14 protein-coding genes are annotated in these 15300 nt (G+C 68.7%); 7 read left to right on the plus strand and 7 right to left on the minus strand.

Going from position 1 to position 15300, the window contains the following annotated elements:
- Positions 1–20 precede the first annotated feature (20 nt).
- Genes LCC91_RS02190 through LCC91_RS02205 form a run of 4 tightly spaced genes read right to left on the minus strand, consistent with a single transcriptional unit; the run spans position 21 to position 2396 of the window.
- On the minus strand, positions 21–230 hold the full coding sequence (locus LCC91_RS02190; protein WP_143897479.1) for a Trm112 family protein: 210 nt from the start codon (positions 228–230) through the stop codon (positions 21–23).
- 7 nt (positions 231–237) lie between these two features.
- Positions 238–1317, minus strand: a complete 1080-nt coding sequence (gene lpxK, locus LCC91_RS02195) for a tetraacyldisaccharide 4'-kinase (RefSeq protein ID WP_143897477.1) — start codon at positions 1315–1317, stop codon at positions 238–240.
- Complete coding sequence (locus LCC91_RS02200) at positions 1317–1736, minus strand: ExbD/TolR family protein (RefSeq protein ID WP_143897475.1); 420 nt, start codon at positions 1734–1736, stop codon at positions 1317–1319. The genes lpxK and LCC91_RS02200 overlap by 1 nt, the downstream gene beginning before the upstream one ends.
- 24 nt (positions 1737–1760) lie before the next feature.
- Complete coding sequence (locus LCC91_RS02205; protein ID WP_143897473.1) at positions 1761–2396, minus strand: MotA/TolQ/ExbB proton channel family protein; 636 nt, start codon at positions 2394–2396, stop codon at positions 1761–1763.
- Positions 2397–2517: 121 nt separating this feature from the next.
- Between LCC91_RS02205 and xseA the strand changes: the two genes are divergently transcribed.
- Both xseA and LCC91_RS02215 read left to right on the plus strand, forming a co-directional pair.
- Positions 2518–3942, plus strand: coding sequence for an exodeoxyribonuclease VII large subunit (gene xseA, locus LCC91_RS02210; RefSeq protein ID WP_143897472.1), 1425 nt, complete (start codon positions 2518–2520; stop codon positions 3940–3942).
- A gap of 100 nt (positions 3943–4042) precedes the next feature.
- The gene (locus LCC91_RS02215) at positions 4043–4630 is read left to right on the plus strand and encodes a superoxide dismutase (RefSeq protein WP_143897471.1); all 588 of its coding nucleotides are present in this window, start codon (positions 4043–4045) and stop codon (positions 4628–4630) included.
- 172 nt (positions 4631–4802) lie between these two features.
- On the opposite strand, the gene LCC91_RS02220 is transcribed toward LCC91_RS02215, so the two are convergent.
- Entirely contained in the window at positions 4803–5249 is a 447-nt protein-coding gene (locus LCC91_RS02220; protein WP_143897470.1) for a DUF192 domain-containing protein, read from the minus strand.
- A 200-nt stretch (positions 5250–5449) separates the two neighbouring features.
- On the opposite strand from LCC91_RS02220, the gene icd reads away from it, so the two are divergent.
- The 4 genes from icd (at position 5450) to clpA (ending at position 10622) form a co-directional block, all read left to right on the plus strand.
- A complete protein-coding gene (gene icd / locus LCC91_RS02225; protein WP_143897469.1) occupies positions 5450–6703 on the plus strand; it encodes an NADP-dependent isocitrate dehydrogenase in 1254 nt (417 codons plus the stop codon).
- Between the two features lie 191 nt (positions 6704–6894).
- Entirely contained in the window at positions 6895–7677 is a 783-nt protein-coding gene (locus tag LCC91_RS02230) for an oxygen-binding di-iron domain-containing protein (protein ID WP_143897468.1), read from the plus strand.
- 162 nt (positions 7678–7839) lie between these two features.
- Positions 7840–8196, plus strand: coding sequence for an ATP-dependent Clp protease adapter ClpS (gene clpS / locus LCC91_RS02235; RefSeq protein WP_043701420.1), 357 nt, complete (start codon positions 7840–7842; stop codon positions 8194–8196).
- Positions 8197–8276: 80 nt separating this feature from the next.
- The gene (gene clpA, locus LCC91_RS02240; RefSeq protein ID WP_143897467.1) at positions 8277–10622 is read left to right on the plus strand and encodes an ATP-dependent Clp protease ATP-binding subunit ClpA; all 2346 of its coding nucleotides are present in this window, start codon (positions 8277–8279) and stop codon (positions 10620–10622) included.
- A gap of 22 nt (positions 10623–10644) precedes the next feature.
- Here clpA and LCC91_RS02245 read toward each other — a convergent pair whose 3' ends face one another.
- Positions 10645–11172, minus strand: coding sequence for a methylated-DNA--[protein]-cysteine S-methyltransferase (locus tag LCC91_RS02245; protein ID WP_143897466.1), 528 nt, complete (start codon positions 11170–11172; stop codon positions 10645–10647).
- Positions 11173–11284: 112 nt separating this feature from the next.
- On the opposite strand from LCC91_RS02245, the gene sbcB reads away from it, so the two are divergent.
- The gene (sbcB, locus tag LCC91_RS02250; RefSeq protein ID WP_224440997.1) at positions 11285–12778 is read left to right on the plus strand and encodes an exodeoxyribonuclease I; all 1494 of its coding nucleotides are present in this window, start codon (positions 11285–11287) and stop codon (positions 12776–12778) included.
- Here sbcB and LCC91_RS02255 read toward each other — a convergent pair.
- Entirely contained in the window at positions 12718–15300 is a 2583-nt protein-coding gene (locus LCC91_RS02255) for a sensor domain-containing protein (protein WP_185974865.1), read from the minus strand. The genes sbcB and LCC91_RS02255 overlap by 61 nt on opposite strands.

Genomic DNA, 15300 nt, shown 5'->3' on the forward strand with positions numbered 1-15300 from the left:
GGTGGTTGCAGGCGGCGGCTTCACGGCGCGGCCGGGCGTGGCGGTGCCAGCCGGTCCAGCTCGGCCTCGTCGAGCGCACGCGCTTCGTTTTCGAGCATGATCGGGATGCCGTCCCGGATGGGGTAGGCCAGTCGCGCCCCGCGCGAGACCAGCTCCTGCGTCTCGCGCACGTAGACGAGCGGCCCTTTCGTGACCGGGCACACCAACAGTTCGAGCAGCTTGCTGTCCATGCGGCCATCATAGCGCGCCGGGGCGCGGGCGCAGCGGCGCCAGCACCCGATCGACGGCGGCGTACCACGCCGGCTCGATGACCAGCCGCAGCGGTACGCGCCACACGGTCACCCTGTCCGGCAACGGCGCACGCTGCAGCTTGACGGCGTCCTTGTCCGTGCACAGCCACACGCGCGGCGCATCCGGCAACGCAGCGGCGCTGCGCAATGCGGCCAGCAGGTCGGCCGCTGACGCGTGGTCCGGCCGGGCGAGCGTGCGCGTCAGGTTAAGGCCGCGCGCGCGCAGCATGCCGAAGAACGCCGCCGGGCGCGCGATGCCGGCGATCGCGCCCAGCGGCGTGCCGTCGCGCGCCCAGTCCGCCAGCGGACGCGCGTGCCCCGCCGGGTCGAACGCCTGGTCAGCGAGTGCCCGCTCGGAGCGGAACTCTGGGTAGGGGTGCGGGCGCGGTCCCTCCCGCGGCGGGGCCGTCCGCAACACGAGCGCCGGCCCGCCGCCCCAGATCGGTGCCGGCCAGGGCTGCCGCAGCGGCCCCGCCGGCAGCAGCCTGCCGTTGCCCACGTCGCGCTCGTCGAACACGACGATCGTCAGGTCGCGCGCCAGCGCCCAGTGCTGCATGCCGTCGTCGCTGACGACGATGTCGATCGCCGGGTGGCGCCGCAGCAGCGCCCGCGCCGCCGCCGGCCGGTCGGCGCCGACCGCGATCGGCACACCGGTCTCGCGCGCGATCAGCGCCGGCTCGTCGCCGCAGCGCTCGGGGTCGGCCAGGGCCCCCGGGTCGAGCACCAGCGGCTCACCCCGGCCGCCGCCGGTGCGCCCGTAGCCGCGCGAGACGACGCCCGGCATCCAGCCCCGCGTGCGCAGGTGGTGCAGCAGCGCGATCACGGTGGGCGTCTTGCCGGCGCCGCCGGCGACGACGTTGCCGACCACCACCACCGGCACCGGCAGGCGTTGCGCCGAGTGCCTGCGGTGGCGCCACCACCAGCCGCGGGCGGCGAGCGCGGCGCCGTACAGGCACGCCAACGGCCGCAACGCCCATGCCAGCGGCCCGCGCGCCAGCCAGAGGCGGCCCGGGTCCGGCGCGGACATCAGCGGCCCTCGCCGCGCTGTGTGGAGAAGGTGATCTGCGTCAGCCCCGCCTGCCGCGCCGCGTCCATCACGTTGATGACGGACTGGTGGCTGGCGGCGGCGTCGGCCTGGATCACGAGGATCGGGTCCCGCCGCGCGGCGGCGGCGCCGCGTAGCGCGGTCATCAGCGCCTCGACGCCGTGCTGTTCCAGTAGCCGGTCATCGACCGCGTAGCGCCCGTCGGCGCCTACCGTGACCACCACTTCCGCCGGTGGCTGCGGTGGCTGTTCCGCGTTGGCCACCGGCAGGTTGACCTGCAGCGCGGTGCTCTGGCTGAACGTGGTGGTCAGCATCAGGAAGATCAGCACCACCAGCAGAATGTCGATGAACGGGATCAGATTGATCTCCGGCTCCTCGCGGTCGCCGTGCCGGAAGTTCATGGGCGTCTCCTCGCTTGGGGGCCGTCAGCGCCGCAGGGTTAGCAGGTGGTGCACGAAGCGCTCCGCCGCGACCTCCATCTGCAGCAGCAGCGCGTCGGCGCGCGCGCGGTAGTAGCGCCAGAAGATCAGTGCCGGGATCGCGATGATCAGGCCGAACGCGGTGTTGTAGAGCGCCACCGAGATCCCGTGCGCGAGCTGCGCGGGGTTGCCGCCACCGGGCAGTAGGCCCCCGGGGCCCGCCTGGGAGCCGAAGATCTCGATCATGCCGATCACCGTGCCCAGCAGGCCGAGCAGCGGCGCGGCCGACGCCACCGTCGCGAGCGCGCCGAGGTAGCGTTGCAGGCGCGCCGCCGCCAGCCGCCCCGCGGATTCGAGCTGGGCCCGCAGCTCCGCCTCGGTCACGCCGGGGTTGGCGTGCAGCGCGCGAAAGCCACTGGCCAGCACGGCGCCGAGCAGCGAGTTCTCGGCGAGCTGCTCCACCACCGCCGGGGGCGGCACGCCGGCGCGCGAGGCCTGGATCGCCTCGTCGAGCAATGTCGGCGGGGCGACCTTGGTCGCGCGCAGACTGACGGCGCGCTCGATGATCAGGGCCAGCCCCACGACGGAGCACACGATCAGGGTCCAGATGGGCCAGCCGGCGGCTTGTATGATCGACAACAAGACAGTCTCTCCCTTGCGATGCAGTTCGGTACGGTTGGCATTATCGGTCACGTGCACCGGGGTGCCGCTGCCCGGCGTGTTCCGATCCGGTGTCCCGATGCCCCATGATTCGCCCCCGCCGATGCCCGCGACCGACCGCGCCGCGGCGCTGACCTTCCCGCAGGCGTTCGCCCCACGCGGGGGCGCGGCCGCCGATCCCGATGACCCCCCGGCCTGGCCGGTGGGGGCGCTGGTGGCGGCGGTGGCGGATGCGTTGCGCGCGCGCTTCAACCCCGTGCGCGTGGCGGGGGAGGTCGCGGGCTGCCAGCGCGCCGCGAGCGGCCACGTGTATTTCACGCTGAAGGACGAACAGGGGCAGTTGCGCTGCGCGCTGTTCCGGCGCGCGGCCGAGGCGAGCCCCGTGGCGCTGCGCGACGGCCTGCGCATCGAGGCGCTCGGCCGGCTGGACGTCTATGCGCCGCGCGGCGACCTGCAGCTGATCGTCGAGCGCGTGCGCCTGGCGGGGCAGGGCGCGTTGTACGAAGCGTTTCTGCGCCTCAAGGCCCAGCTTGCCGCCGAGGGGCTGTTCGACGCCGCCCGCAAGCGCCCGCTGCCGCCATATCCCACCAGCATCGGGGTCGTCACGTCGCTGGAAGCGGCGGCGTTGCGCGACGTGGCCACCACGCTGGCGCGGCGCGTGCCGCACCTGCCGGTGTGGCTCTACCCGGCACCGGTGCAGGGGGTGGAGGCGCCCGCGCGGCTGTGCGCGGCGCTGCAGCGCGCCTACGACGATCACCGCAGGCTCGGGCGGCCGTCGGTGCTGCTCGTCGTGCGTGGTGGCGGCTCGCTCGAAGACCTGTGGGCGTTCAACGACCCGGCGCTCGTGCGCCTGCTCGCGCGCGCGCCGATGCCGGTCGTCGTCGGCGTGGGGCACGAGACCGACTTCACGCTGGCCGACTTCGTCGCCGATCTGCGCGCGCCGACCCCGACGGCGGCGGCCGAGCTGTGCGCGCCCGCCGCCGAGGCGCTGCGCACGGCGCTGGCCCGCTGGCAGGAGCGGGCGACCGCCGCGCTGTGGCGGCGACTGGACACGGCGGCGCAGCGGTTGGACCGCGTGGCCCAGCGCCTTGGGCGCCCGTCGGCGGTGACGGGCCGCGAGCGCGCGCGCCTGCAGACGCTGGAACACCGGATGCAGCGCGCCGCGGCGTTGCGTACGGAGCGCGTGCGTCAGCAGCTCGAGCGGCTTGCGTTCGCATGGCGCGCCGCCGCGCAGCGCGAGACCGAACGGCGGGGCGAGCGACTGGCCCGGCTCGCCGACGCGTGGCAGGCGGCGACGAGCAGCGCGATCGACACGCAGTGGCAGCGGCTCGCGCGCGCGCAGACGCAGCTGGCGCTGCTCGATCCGCAACGCGTCGTGCAGCGCGGGTACGCGCTCGTGACCGACGCGGCCGGTCACGTCCTCACCGACGCCCGCCGGACCCGGCCCGGTGACGCGCTGCACGTGACCCTGGCCGCGGGACGGCTGGACGCGCGGGTCGAGACCGTGCACCTCGACCCGCCCCACTGAAGGCGCATCCCGGGCGGGGACAAGCGCCACCGGCCAACGCGTGCTTGGTCCACCTTGCCTACAATGCGAACGCCCATAACGACTCGGAAGAGGAAACACCATGGAACACACTTTGCCCCCCCTGCCGTTCGCGATCGATGCCCTGGAGCCGTACTACTCCAAGGAAACGCTGGAATACCACCACGGCAAGCACCACAACGCGTACGTCGTCAACCTGAACAACCTGCAAAAAGGCACCGAGTACGAGTCGATGGCGCTGGAGGACATCATCCGCAAGGCGCCCAACCCCGGCCCGATCTACAACAACGCCGCGCAGGTGTGGAACCACACGTTCTTCTGGAACTGCATGAAGCCGGGCGGCGGCGGTGAGCCCACCGGGGCGCTGGCGGCGGCGATCAACGCCAAGTGGGGCAGCTACGCCGCCTTCCGTGACGCGTTCGTCAAGAGCGCGGTCGGCAATTTCGGCTCCGGCTGGACGTGGCTGGTCAAAAAGCCGGACGGCAGCGTCGATATCGTCAACACCGGTGCCGCAGGCACGCCGCTGACCACCGCCGACAAGGCGCTGCTGACGGTGGATGTGTGGGAGCACGCCTACTACATCGATTACCGCAACCTGCGCCAGAAGTTCGTCGAGACCTTCCTCGACAAGCTGGTCAACTGGGACTTCGCCCTGGCCAATTACGCCTGAGCCCGGCGAGCGCGGCGGGCTCGCGCACGGGCCCGTCCGACGGCGTCGCGCGGCAGCGCGCGCCGGCGCCTCAGGGCCGGCCGCGCGGGGGCAATCGCCCCGCGGGTATGGGCTGGCAGCGTCGCGTTGGTGGACGCGGCGACGAGCGTCCCCGGCATGGCCCGTGTGCAACTCAACGCGTGCCAAACGGCGCGCCTGCGAGGCGGAACCCAGCCCCGATGCCGCGCTGCGCAAACCAGCCGCGCGGCATTTCCAGCACGAAACGCACCGGCTCGCCGGAGCAGTGGTTCGTTTCGTCGTGCGGGCGCATGTCGGCCAGGTTGACGATGCGCCCGTCCTCGGCGAGGAACGCCGCGGTGAGCGGGATGAAGGTATTTTTCATCCAGAAGCACTGCACCGCCGGCGCGTCGAACACGAACAGCATCCCCTCGTTCGGCCCGAGCTCGCGCCGCCACATCAGGCCGATGGCGCGCTGCGCCGGCGTGGCGGCGACTTGCGCGTCGATGCGGTGCATACCAGCGCGCAGCGTCACGCGCGGCAGATCCCGCTGCGGCTCGGACGGCTGGGCCGCAGCACCCGTGCCCGCGAGCAGCGCCGCCACGGCCGTTATCGCCGTCATTGCGGTGACCGCACCCCGGCACCACCGCCGGGTGCCGAACGATCGATCCCGCGCACGCCCCGAGGGGCTGGCAGGGAATCCCAAGCGGGGAGGGGTCGCGCGCATGTCAGGTTGACGGAGGGATTCTCGATAGAATTGATTGTAGGGCCCCGCGCCTACCCGGCGTGCGGGCATTACACCCCCAAACGGAGACCCCGCTCATGTACCAACACATCCGCGTGCCCACCGAAGGCCAGAAGATCACCGTCAACCCCGACATGTCGCTCAATGTGCCGGACAACCCGATCGTCCCCTACATCGAAGGCGACGGCACCGGCGTCGACATCACGCCCGTGATGATCAAGGTGGTGGACGCCGCGGTGGCCAAGGCCTACGGTGGCCAGCGCAAGATCCACTGGATGGAGGTGTACGCGGGCGAGAAATCGACCCGGGTGTACGGTCCCGACGTCTGGCTGCCGGACGAAACGCTGCACGCACTCAAGGAGTACGTCGTCTCCATCAAGGGGCCGCTGACGACGCCGGTGGGCGGCGGCATCCGCAGCCTCAACGTCGCGCTGCGTCAGGAGCTCGACCTCTACGTGTGCCTGCGGCCGGTGCGCTACTTCAAGGGCGTGCCCAGCCCGCTGAAGGAGCCGGAAAAGACCGACATGGTCATCTTCCGCGAGAACTCCGAGGACATCTACGCCGGCATCGAATACCCGGCGCGCAGCGACAAGGCCAAGAAGCTCATCCAGTTCCTTCAGGAGGAGCTGGGCGTGACCAAGATCCGCTTTCCGGAATCGTCGGGCATCGGCATCAAGCCGGTGTCGCAGGAGGGCACGGAGCGCCTCGTGCGCAAGGCCATCCAGTACGCGATCGACAACGACAAGCCCAGCGTGACGCTCGTGCACAAGGGCAACATCATGAAGTACACCGAAGGGGCGTTCCGCGACTGGGGCTACGCGCTGGCGCAGCGTGAGTTCGGCGCGCAGCCCATCGACGGCGGCCCGTGGTGCAAGTTCACCAACCCGAAGACGGGGCGTGAGATCGTCATCAAGGACTCGATCGCCGACGCGTTCCTGCAGCAGATCCTGCTGCGCCCGGCCGAATACTCGGTGATCGCGACGCTCAACCTCAACGGCGACTACATCTCCGACGCGCTGGCGGCGCAGGTCGGCGGCATCGGCATCGCGCCGGGCGCAAACCTGTCGGATTCGGTCGCGTGCTTCGAGGCCACGCACGGCACGGCGCCCAAGTATGCCGGCAAGGACTACGTCAACCCGGGCTCCGAGATCCTGTCGGCCGAGATGATGCTGCGCCACATGGGCTGGAAGGAAGCCGCCGACCTCATCATCGCGTCGATGGAAAAAGCGATCCTGAGCAAACACGTCACCTACGACTTCGCCCGCCTGATGGAGGGAGCCACGCAGGTGTCGTGCTCGGGCTTTGGTCAAGTGATGATCGAAAACATGTGACAAGCTGCCCGCGCACACGGTGGCGGCCCTGTACGCTTGCCGTGTCGGTGGCGCAAGGTGGCACCGCATAATGAGCGGTGCCATTCGTTTTTGGTCTGCACAGTGGGTGTCGATCCAACGCGGTGGCCGACACCGTGGGTTGGTGCCGTTGATCGTTGAGTTTTTGTTGACTTTCAGGGAGTGGCGTACGCATGGCGATCGAGCTCTACAACGACGGGCAGCATGTCTGCATCATGTTTAGCGAGTTGGTGGACGACGAGGCCAGCTCTGCCGTACAGGCCAACCAGTTTTTGATCGTGACCGGCGACGAGGGCGCGCTCATCGACCCCGCGGGCAACATGACCTACAACGCCCTGGTCATGGCGATGAGTCGGTATTTCCCGTTCAAGCGCCTCAAATACTTGTTTGCCTCACACCAGGACCCGGACATCGTCGCTTCGCTCAACAAGTGGCTCATGGCCACCGACTGCACGTTGTACGTCTCGAAGCTGTGGGAGCGGTTCGTGCCCCATTTTTGCACCCTCAATCGCAGCGAGGGGCGAATCATCGGGATCCCGGACGCGGGGGGGCGCTTCGATCTGGGTGGGACGACGCTCGTCGCGCTGCCGGCGCATTTTTTGCACGCGGAGGGCAATTTCCAGTTCTACGATGTGCGCTCGAAGATCCTGTTTTCCGGGGACATGGGAGCCTCGCTCGTCCATCACAGTGCCGTGAGCGAGCCGATCACGACGGTCGCGGAGCTTCGGGCGCATCTGCCACGGATGGAAGGGTTTCACCGGCGCTACATGGTGTCGCGTAAGGTGTGCCGTCTGTGGGCCAACATGGTGCGAGGGATGGACGTCGACGTGATGGTGCCGCAGCACGGGCGGTACTTCGTGGGGCGCGAGGTCGTCCACGCATTTCTGGATTGGATCCAGGACCTCGAGTGCGGCATCGACCGCATGACCCAAGAGCACTATCAGGTACCTGCCTGACGGTTCGCGTTTTTCGCTCTCGGTCCGACGCCGTTTGCGTGGCACGGGCACGCGGTGCCGTGCGATGGCCGCCGCCCGCCGGGGTCGGTTGCTTTGGGGGTGCGGTTTCGGTGCGGCGCCACCACGCCCCCGCCCGTGCGTCCCCCGGGGATTTGTTGCAGAATGTCCGGCATGGCCACGACACCGAAACAACCCGACCTGACCCCGCGCCTGCCCGGCGGCGGCGATGCGGTGGTGTTGGAGCGTCGCCGCCAGCGCGTGCAGCCGCCGAAGATGTACCAGGTCGTGCTGCTCAACGACGACTTCACGCCGATGGAGTTCGTCGTGCACGTGCTGCAGGAAGTATTTCACAAGGACCGCGAGACGGCGACCCAGATCATGCTCAAGGTGCATGTGCACGGGCGCGGCGTCTGCGGTGTCTACACCCGTGACATCGCCCACACCAAGGTGGAGCAAGTCACCCAACAGGCGCGCGCCGCGGGGCACCCGCTGCAATGCGTCGCAGAGCCCATTGAATAGCGTGGGTTTTGCCCCCATACCCGGATGTGCAGGCCGCGACGACGCGCTATGCTAGAGCCCCAGAGTGAAGGAAGTGCCCCATGATTGCCCAAGAGCTTGAAGTCAGTTTGCACATGGCCTTTGTCGAGGCCCGGCAGCAGCGGCACGAATTCATCACCGTCGAGCACCTGCTGCTGGCGCTGTTGGACAACCCGAGCGCCGCCGAGGTGCTGCGCGCGTGCAACGCCAATATCGAAGACCTGCGCAAGTCGCTGACCACCTTCATCAAGGAAAACACCCCGCAGGTGGCCGGCACGGATGAAGTGGACACCCAGCCGACGCTGGGCTTTCAGCGCGTGATCCAGCGCGCCATCATGCACGTGCAGTCCACCGGCAACGGCAAGAAGGAGGTCACCGGTGCCAACGTGCTGGTGGCCATCTTCGGCGAGAAGGATTCGCACGCGGTCTACTACCTGCACCAGCAGGGCATCACGCGGCTGGACGTGGTCAACTATATCGCGCACGGCATCCGCAAGGGCGACACGCCCGAGCCCACCAAGGCCAGCGACGGCAGTGCCGCCGAAAACGAAGAGTCGGCCGACGCCGCCAAAGGCAACGAGAAGGCGTCGGTGCTGGAGCAGTTCACGCAGAACCTCAACCAGCTCGCGCGCGAGGGCAAGATCGACCCGCTGATCGGCCGCGAGCACGAGGTCGAGCGCGTGATCCAGATCCTGTGCCGCCGGCGCAAGAACAACCCGCTGCTCGTGGGCGAGGCCGGGGTCGGCAAGACCGCGATCGCCGAGGGGCTGGCGTGGCGCATCGTGCAAAAAGACGTGCCCGAGGTGCTGGCGGACGCGACCGTCTACTCGCTCGATATGGGCGCGCTGCTGGCGGGCACCAAGTACCGCGGCGACTTCGAGCAGCGGCTCAAGGGCGTGCTCAAGTCGCTCAAGGACAAGCCCAACGCCATCCTGTTCATCGACGAGATCCACACGCTGATCGGCGCCGGCGCGGCGTCGGGCGGCACGCTTGACGCGTCCAACCTGCTCAAGCCGGCGCTGAGTTCCGGTGCGCTCAAGTGCATCGGCGCGACGACCTTCACCGAATACCGCGGGATCTTCGAAAAGGACGCGGCGCTGTCGCGGCGCTTCCAGAAGGTCGACGTGGTCGAGCCGACGGTGGAGCAGACCGTGGACATCCTCAAGGGCCTGAAGTCGCGCTTCGAGGAGCACCACGGCGTCAAGTACGCGCAGGCGGCGCTGCAGGCGGCGGCCGAGCTCTCCGCCAAGTACATCACCGACCGGCACCTGCCGGACAAGGCGATCGACGTCATCGACGAGGCCGGTGCCGCCCAGCGCATCGTGCCCGCGTCCAAGCGCAAGAAGACCATCGGCCGCAGCGAGATCGAGGAGATCGTCGCGAAGATCGCGCGCATCCCGCCGGCGTCGGTTTCCAGCGACGACCGCACCAAGCTGCAAAACCTCGAGCGCGACCTCAAGGCGGTGGTGTTCGGGCAGGACAAGGCGCTGGAGCTGCTTGCGTCATCCGTCAAGATGGCGCGCTCGGGGCTGGGCAAGCCCGACAAGCCGATCGGCGCGTTCCTCTTCAGCGGCCCCACCGGTGTCGGCAAGACCGAGGCCGCGCGGCAGCTCGCGTATATCCTCGGCATCGAACTCGTGCGCTTCGACATGTCGGAGTACATGGAGCGCCACGCGGTCAGCCGCCTGATCGGCGCGCCGCCGGGCTATGTCGGCTTCGACCAGGGCGGGCTGCTCACCGAGGCCATCACCAAGAAGCCGCATTGCGTGCTGCTGCTCGACGAGATCGAGAAGGCGCACCCGGACATCTTCAACGTGCTGCTGCAGGTGATGGACCACGGCACGCTCACCGACAATAACGGGCGCAAGGCCGACTTCCGCAACGTCATCATCATCATGACGACCAACGCGGGCGCCGAGACGATGAACAAGTCGACCATCGGCTTCACGACGCAGCGCCAGGCGGGCGACGAGATGGCCGATATCAAGCGGCTGTTCACGCCGGAGTTCCGCAACCGGCTCGACGCCATCGTCAGCTTCAAGCCGCTGGACGAGCAGGTCATCCTGCGCGTGGTCGACAAGTTCCTGCTGCAGCTCGAGCAGCAGCTCGCCGAGAAGAAGGTCGAGGTCACCTTCACCGACGCGCTGCGCAAGCACCTGGCGAAGAAGGGGTTCGATCCGCTGATGGGCGCACGGCCAATGCAGCGCCTGATCCAGGACACGATCCGCCGTGCGTTGGCCGACGAGCTGCTGTTCGGCCGGCTGGTGGACGGCGGGCGCTTGACGGTGGACATCGACACGCCCGCGGATGGCAGCGAGCCGCAGGTCAAGCTCGACATCCAGCCGTTGCCGAAAAAGGACGGCCGCCGCGCCGAACCGGCGGAGCCGGAAGAGGCGACGGCCGACTGAGGCGGCGTTCCCGCCGGGTGACTCAGGGGGGTGGCAGCGCCACCCCCTCGCGCGTGAGCAACCAGCGTTTGCGCGCCAACCCCCAGCGGTAGCCGCCCAGGCCACCGTCCTGCGCCAGCACGCGGTGGCACGGGATCAGCACCGCGATCGGGTTCGCCCCACAGGCCTGGCCGACGGCGCGCGCGGCGGTGCCCAGCTCGCGCGCCAGTGCGGCGTAGGTCGTCGTGTGCCCGGCGGGGATGGCGCGCAGCCGCTGCCAGACCCGTTGCTGAAACGGGGTCCCGCGGGGGGCGAGCGGGAGGGATGGCGCCGCCCGCGGGTGATCCAGGCAGGCGGCGACGGCCTCGACCCAGCCCGCGATGCTGCGGGGATCGTCGATCGCATGGGCGGCGGGAAAGCGTCGTTGCAGCTCCCCGCGCAGCGCCGTCGCGTCGTCGCCGAGCAGGACCGAGGCGATGCCGGCGTCGTCCGCGGCGACCAGCGCCAGGCCCACATCGGTGGGGGCGAACGCGCAGCGCAGCGCAGACGGGGCGTTGGCGGTGGCGGGCATGGGTGGATCTCCGGGGGGCGGGGGCCGATGCTACTCCAAACCGTCCCGGTTCCCCACCGGCCGGCCGGAGCCGTGCGCCCGCCGCTGGCCGCGGCCGGCTACGATGTGGGGCGTGAACACCGAGCCCCACACCTTCTTCTGGCATGACTACGAGACGTTCGGACCCGATCCGCGGTGGGATCGGCCGGCGCAGTTCGCCGGCCGACGCACCGACGCCGAACTCCACCCCATCGGCGAGCCGGTGGTGTGGTACTGCCAGCCGGCGCCGGACTACCTGCCGGACCCCGAGAGCTGTCTGATCACCGGCATCACGCCGCAGCGCTGCCGCGAGCAGGGGCTGCCCGAGCGGGTGTTTGCCGAATCGATCCTGCGCGAGCTGGAGCGGCCGGGGACGATCGGTGTCGGCTACAACACGATCCGCTTCGACGACGAGTTCACCCGCCACCTGCTGTGGCGCAACCTGCTCGATCCGTATGCACGGGAGTGGCGCAACGGCTGCGGTCGCTGGGACCTGCTGGATGTGGTGCGCATGACCTGGGCGCTGCGCCCGGACGGCATCGAGTGGCCCCGCCATCCGGACGGCAAGCCGAGTTTTCGGCTGGAACACCTGAGCGCGGCCAACGGCCTCGTGCACGCCCAGGCGCACGACGCACTGTCGGACGTCGACGCGACGCTGGCGCTGGCGCGGCTGATCCGCCAGCGCCAGCCGCGTCTGTTCGACTACGCGCTGGGACTGCGTCGGCGTGAGCGCGTCATGGCGGTGTTGGGTCTGCCGGCGCTGGCGGGGCAGGCGCGGCCGTTCGTGCACATCTCCGGCCAGTTCCCGGCCGAGCGGGGGTGTCTGGCCGTGATGTGGCCGCTGGCGACGCATCCAAACAATCGCCACGAGCTGTTGGCATGGGATTTGGCATACGATCCGCGCGAGTTGGTCGACCTGCGTCCCGAAGAGGTCAGGCGGCGGATGTTTACACGCGAAGCCGATTTGCCGCCGGGCGTGCGGCGCCTGCCGCTCAAGAGTGTGCATTTGAATCGCTCACCGATGGTGGTGGCGAGTCTGTCGATATTGCGCGACGGGGCAGCGCAGCGGTTCGGGCTGGATTTGGGGCAGATCGAGCGGCACGCAGCCCATGCCGCAGCGTTGCCGGACTTGGGGGCGCTGTGGGCAGCCGTTTACGAACGGCACTCACGGGAAGAGCCCACGGATGTCGATGCAGCGCTCTACGACGGATTTATCGGTGACGAGGATCGGCGACGGTTGAACCGATTGCGCGCGCTGCCACCTGACGATCCGGCATGGCGTCACACTGGGTTTGACGATCCGCGTTTACCCGAGTTGGTGTTTCGTTTCCGCGCCCGCAACCATCCCGAGACGTTGGATGCGCAAGAGCAAGTGCGTTGGCGGGCGCATTGCGAAGAGCGTCTGCTGCGCGGCACCGGGCGCGGCATGTCGCTGTGCGCATATCGGGAGCGTCTTGGCGCATTGGCCGAAGAGGCGCGCGAGCGCGGCGACACACGGGGGCAAACGATTCTGGCAGCGCTCGGCGACTATGCGGCGGCACTCGTTCCCACGGACGCGAACGGACCAAACAGCCATGGTTGCAAATGATCGCCGCGGCTGACGCGCTGCACATACGACGGTACCTGGTGTGCGGGCATGGGGCGAGCGAGTGCGAAGCCCTGCACGGCGTCACATCCGATCGCGTGCAGCCGCTGCAGTTGTTCCGCCGTCTCCACGCCTTCGGCCACGACGCTGCGACCCAGTCGGTGGCCCATTTCCACCGCTGCGCAGACGATGGCGGCGTCGTCGGTGTCGTGCGCCAGATCGTGCACGAACGCCCGGTCGATTTTGATGCGGTCGATGGGCAAGTGTTTGATGTAGGCGAGCGACGAGTAGCCGGTGCCGAAATCGTCGATGGCGATATGCGCGCCCATCTCGCGCAAGCGCTCGAGCTCTTCCTCGGCTGAAATGGGGTCGCGCATCATGACGCTTTCGGTAATTTCGAACTCGATGCCCAACAGCGGCAGTGCGGAGGGCTCCGTCGCGCCTTCCGCGTCGACAAAGGCGCGGCGGATGCGCTCGGCCAAGCCCGCGCGATCGAATTGTTTGGCGGAGAGGTTGATCGCTATGGTCAGCGGCGGCCAGCCTGGGTGCAGTGCGCGCCAGCGCTGGCGCTGGCGGGCAACCGTTTTGCACACCCAGCGCCCGAGCGCTTCGATCAGCTCGGCCGATTGTTCGGCCACGGGCATGAAGGCGGCAGGGGGCAAGATTTCGCCGTCGGGTTGTGGCCAGCGTACCAATGCCTCGAATCCAATCAGCGGCAAGTCTTCGGTCAGCGCGTGTATGGGTTGATAGTACAAAACGAGTTGGTCGTGCGCGATGGCATCGCGCAGGCGCGTCTCCAGCCGGATGCGGTGGAGTACCTGCTCGTTCATCGCGGGGGTATAAAAACGCCAGCCCGATCCGCCTTCGCCTTTGGCGTGATACATCGCGATGTCGGCCAGGCGCAGCAGTTCGGAGGGGCGGGTGGCGTCCTTCGGGAAGACCGCAATGCCGATCGATGGCGAGACGTGCAGTGGGGGCGCGGCGTCGTGGTGGCCAGTGGCGGCCGCGATGCGCTGCGAGAGGTCTTCCACGAGCTGGGTCGCCACGTGCGCCGCGTCGGCGGCATCGGTGATACCGGTGAGCACGACGACGAACTCGTCGCCGCCGATGCGGGCCACCACGTCGCTGTTGCGCAGCCGCGTGCGCAGCCGCCGCGCGGACTCGACCAGCACGGCGTCCCCGACTTCGTGCCCTAGCGAATCGTTGATGGCTTTGAAGCGATCCAGGTCGATGAAGAGCACCGCCACCGGACGACCTTCCCGTTGGGCAGTGGCAATGATTTGGGTGAGCACCGCTGGCAGTGCATGGCGGTTGAGCAGTCCGGTCAGTGCGTCGGTGCGGGCTTGTTGTTCGATTTCGGCTTGCGTTGTGCGCTGCTGAGTGACGTCCTCGTAGATCGTGACATAACCCCCGGTGGCCAGGGGTTGCCCGCGCACGTGTAACACGCGTCCGTTGGGCCGGGTGCGCTCGAAGTCGTGCGGCTCGAAGCGCAGCGCGCGCTCGCGCATGGCTGCGAGCGTCGCGTCGACGTCGTCCGTGGGGCCGTACTCGCCGCGCTCGATGTTGTAGCGCAGGATGTCGGGCAGCGTGACGCCGGGGCGCTCCAGCAGTTCTCGCGGCAGATCCAGCACGTGCAGCAGGCGCTCGTTCCAGACCTGCAGGCGCAACTGGGCATCGATCATGGTGATCCCCACGGGGATGTTGTCCAGCAGCGTGCGCAGCACATCGATGGCACGTGCCAGACGTTCGTGCTCTTGCTTTTGCTCGGTGATGTCGGTGTAGGTGGAGACGAAGCCCACCACTTGCCCGTTGTGGAGGATGGGTTCACCGATGACCAAGTGGGTGCGACCGTTGGGGCGCGTGCGCTCCAGCCGGTGGGGCTCAAAGCGCAGCGCCATTGCACGCCGCTGCGCAACTGCTTCTTCCACGTCCACGTCGCCGTACTCGCCGCGTTGTGCCGGCAAGCGGATGAGTTCGTCGAAATCCCGCCCTTCGGTGAGCAATTCGCTTGGCAGCTCCAGGATGCGCCCGAACTCGGCGTTCCAGACACGCAGTTTGAGGTCGCAGTCAAAGACGCTCAACCCCATGGGCAAGTGGGCGACGATAGCCTCCAGGTAGGCTGTGCGCTCGCGCAACGCGTTTTCCAGCTCGACGCGATCCGTGATGTCGAGGCTGACGCCGTAGGCGATACGCTGCCCGCTGGCGGGTTCGCGCGAGACGGCGATGCGCAGGACGTGATGTGTGACGCGGCCGTCGGGTTGTTGGATACGGTAGCTCGTTTCACCCGAGCCCTGCACGTATGCGGTCTCGAGCACCATGTTGACTCGGGTGCGGTCTTCGGGCACCACGTGACGCAGTGCCCGTTCGCGCCCAACGGGCTCTTCGGGGGCCACACCGTGCATGCGTCGAAATCCATCCGACCACCACAACGCCTGGGTATCGAGATTGCGGCACCAATACGCGATGCCCAGACGGTCTAGCAGGCTGGAAAACCAGCGCTGTTCAGCCTCGAACAAGGCCCGCAT

The sequence above is a fragment of the Tepidimonas taiwanensis genome (assembly GCF_020162115.1).
GTDB lineage: Bacteria > Pseudomonadota > Gammaproteobacteria > Burkholderiales > Burkholderiaceae_C > Tepidimonas > Tepidimonas taiwanensis.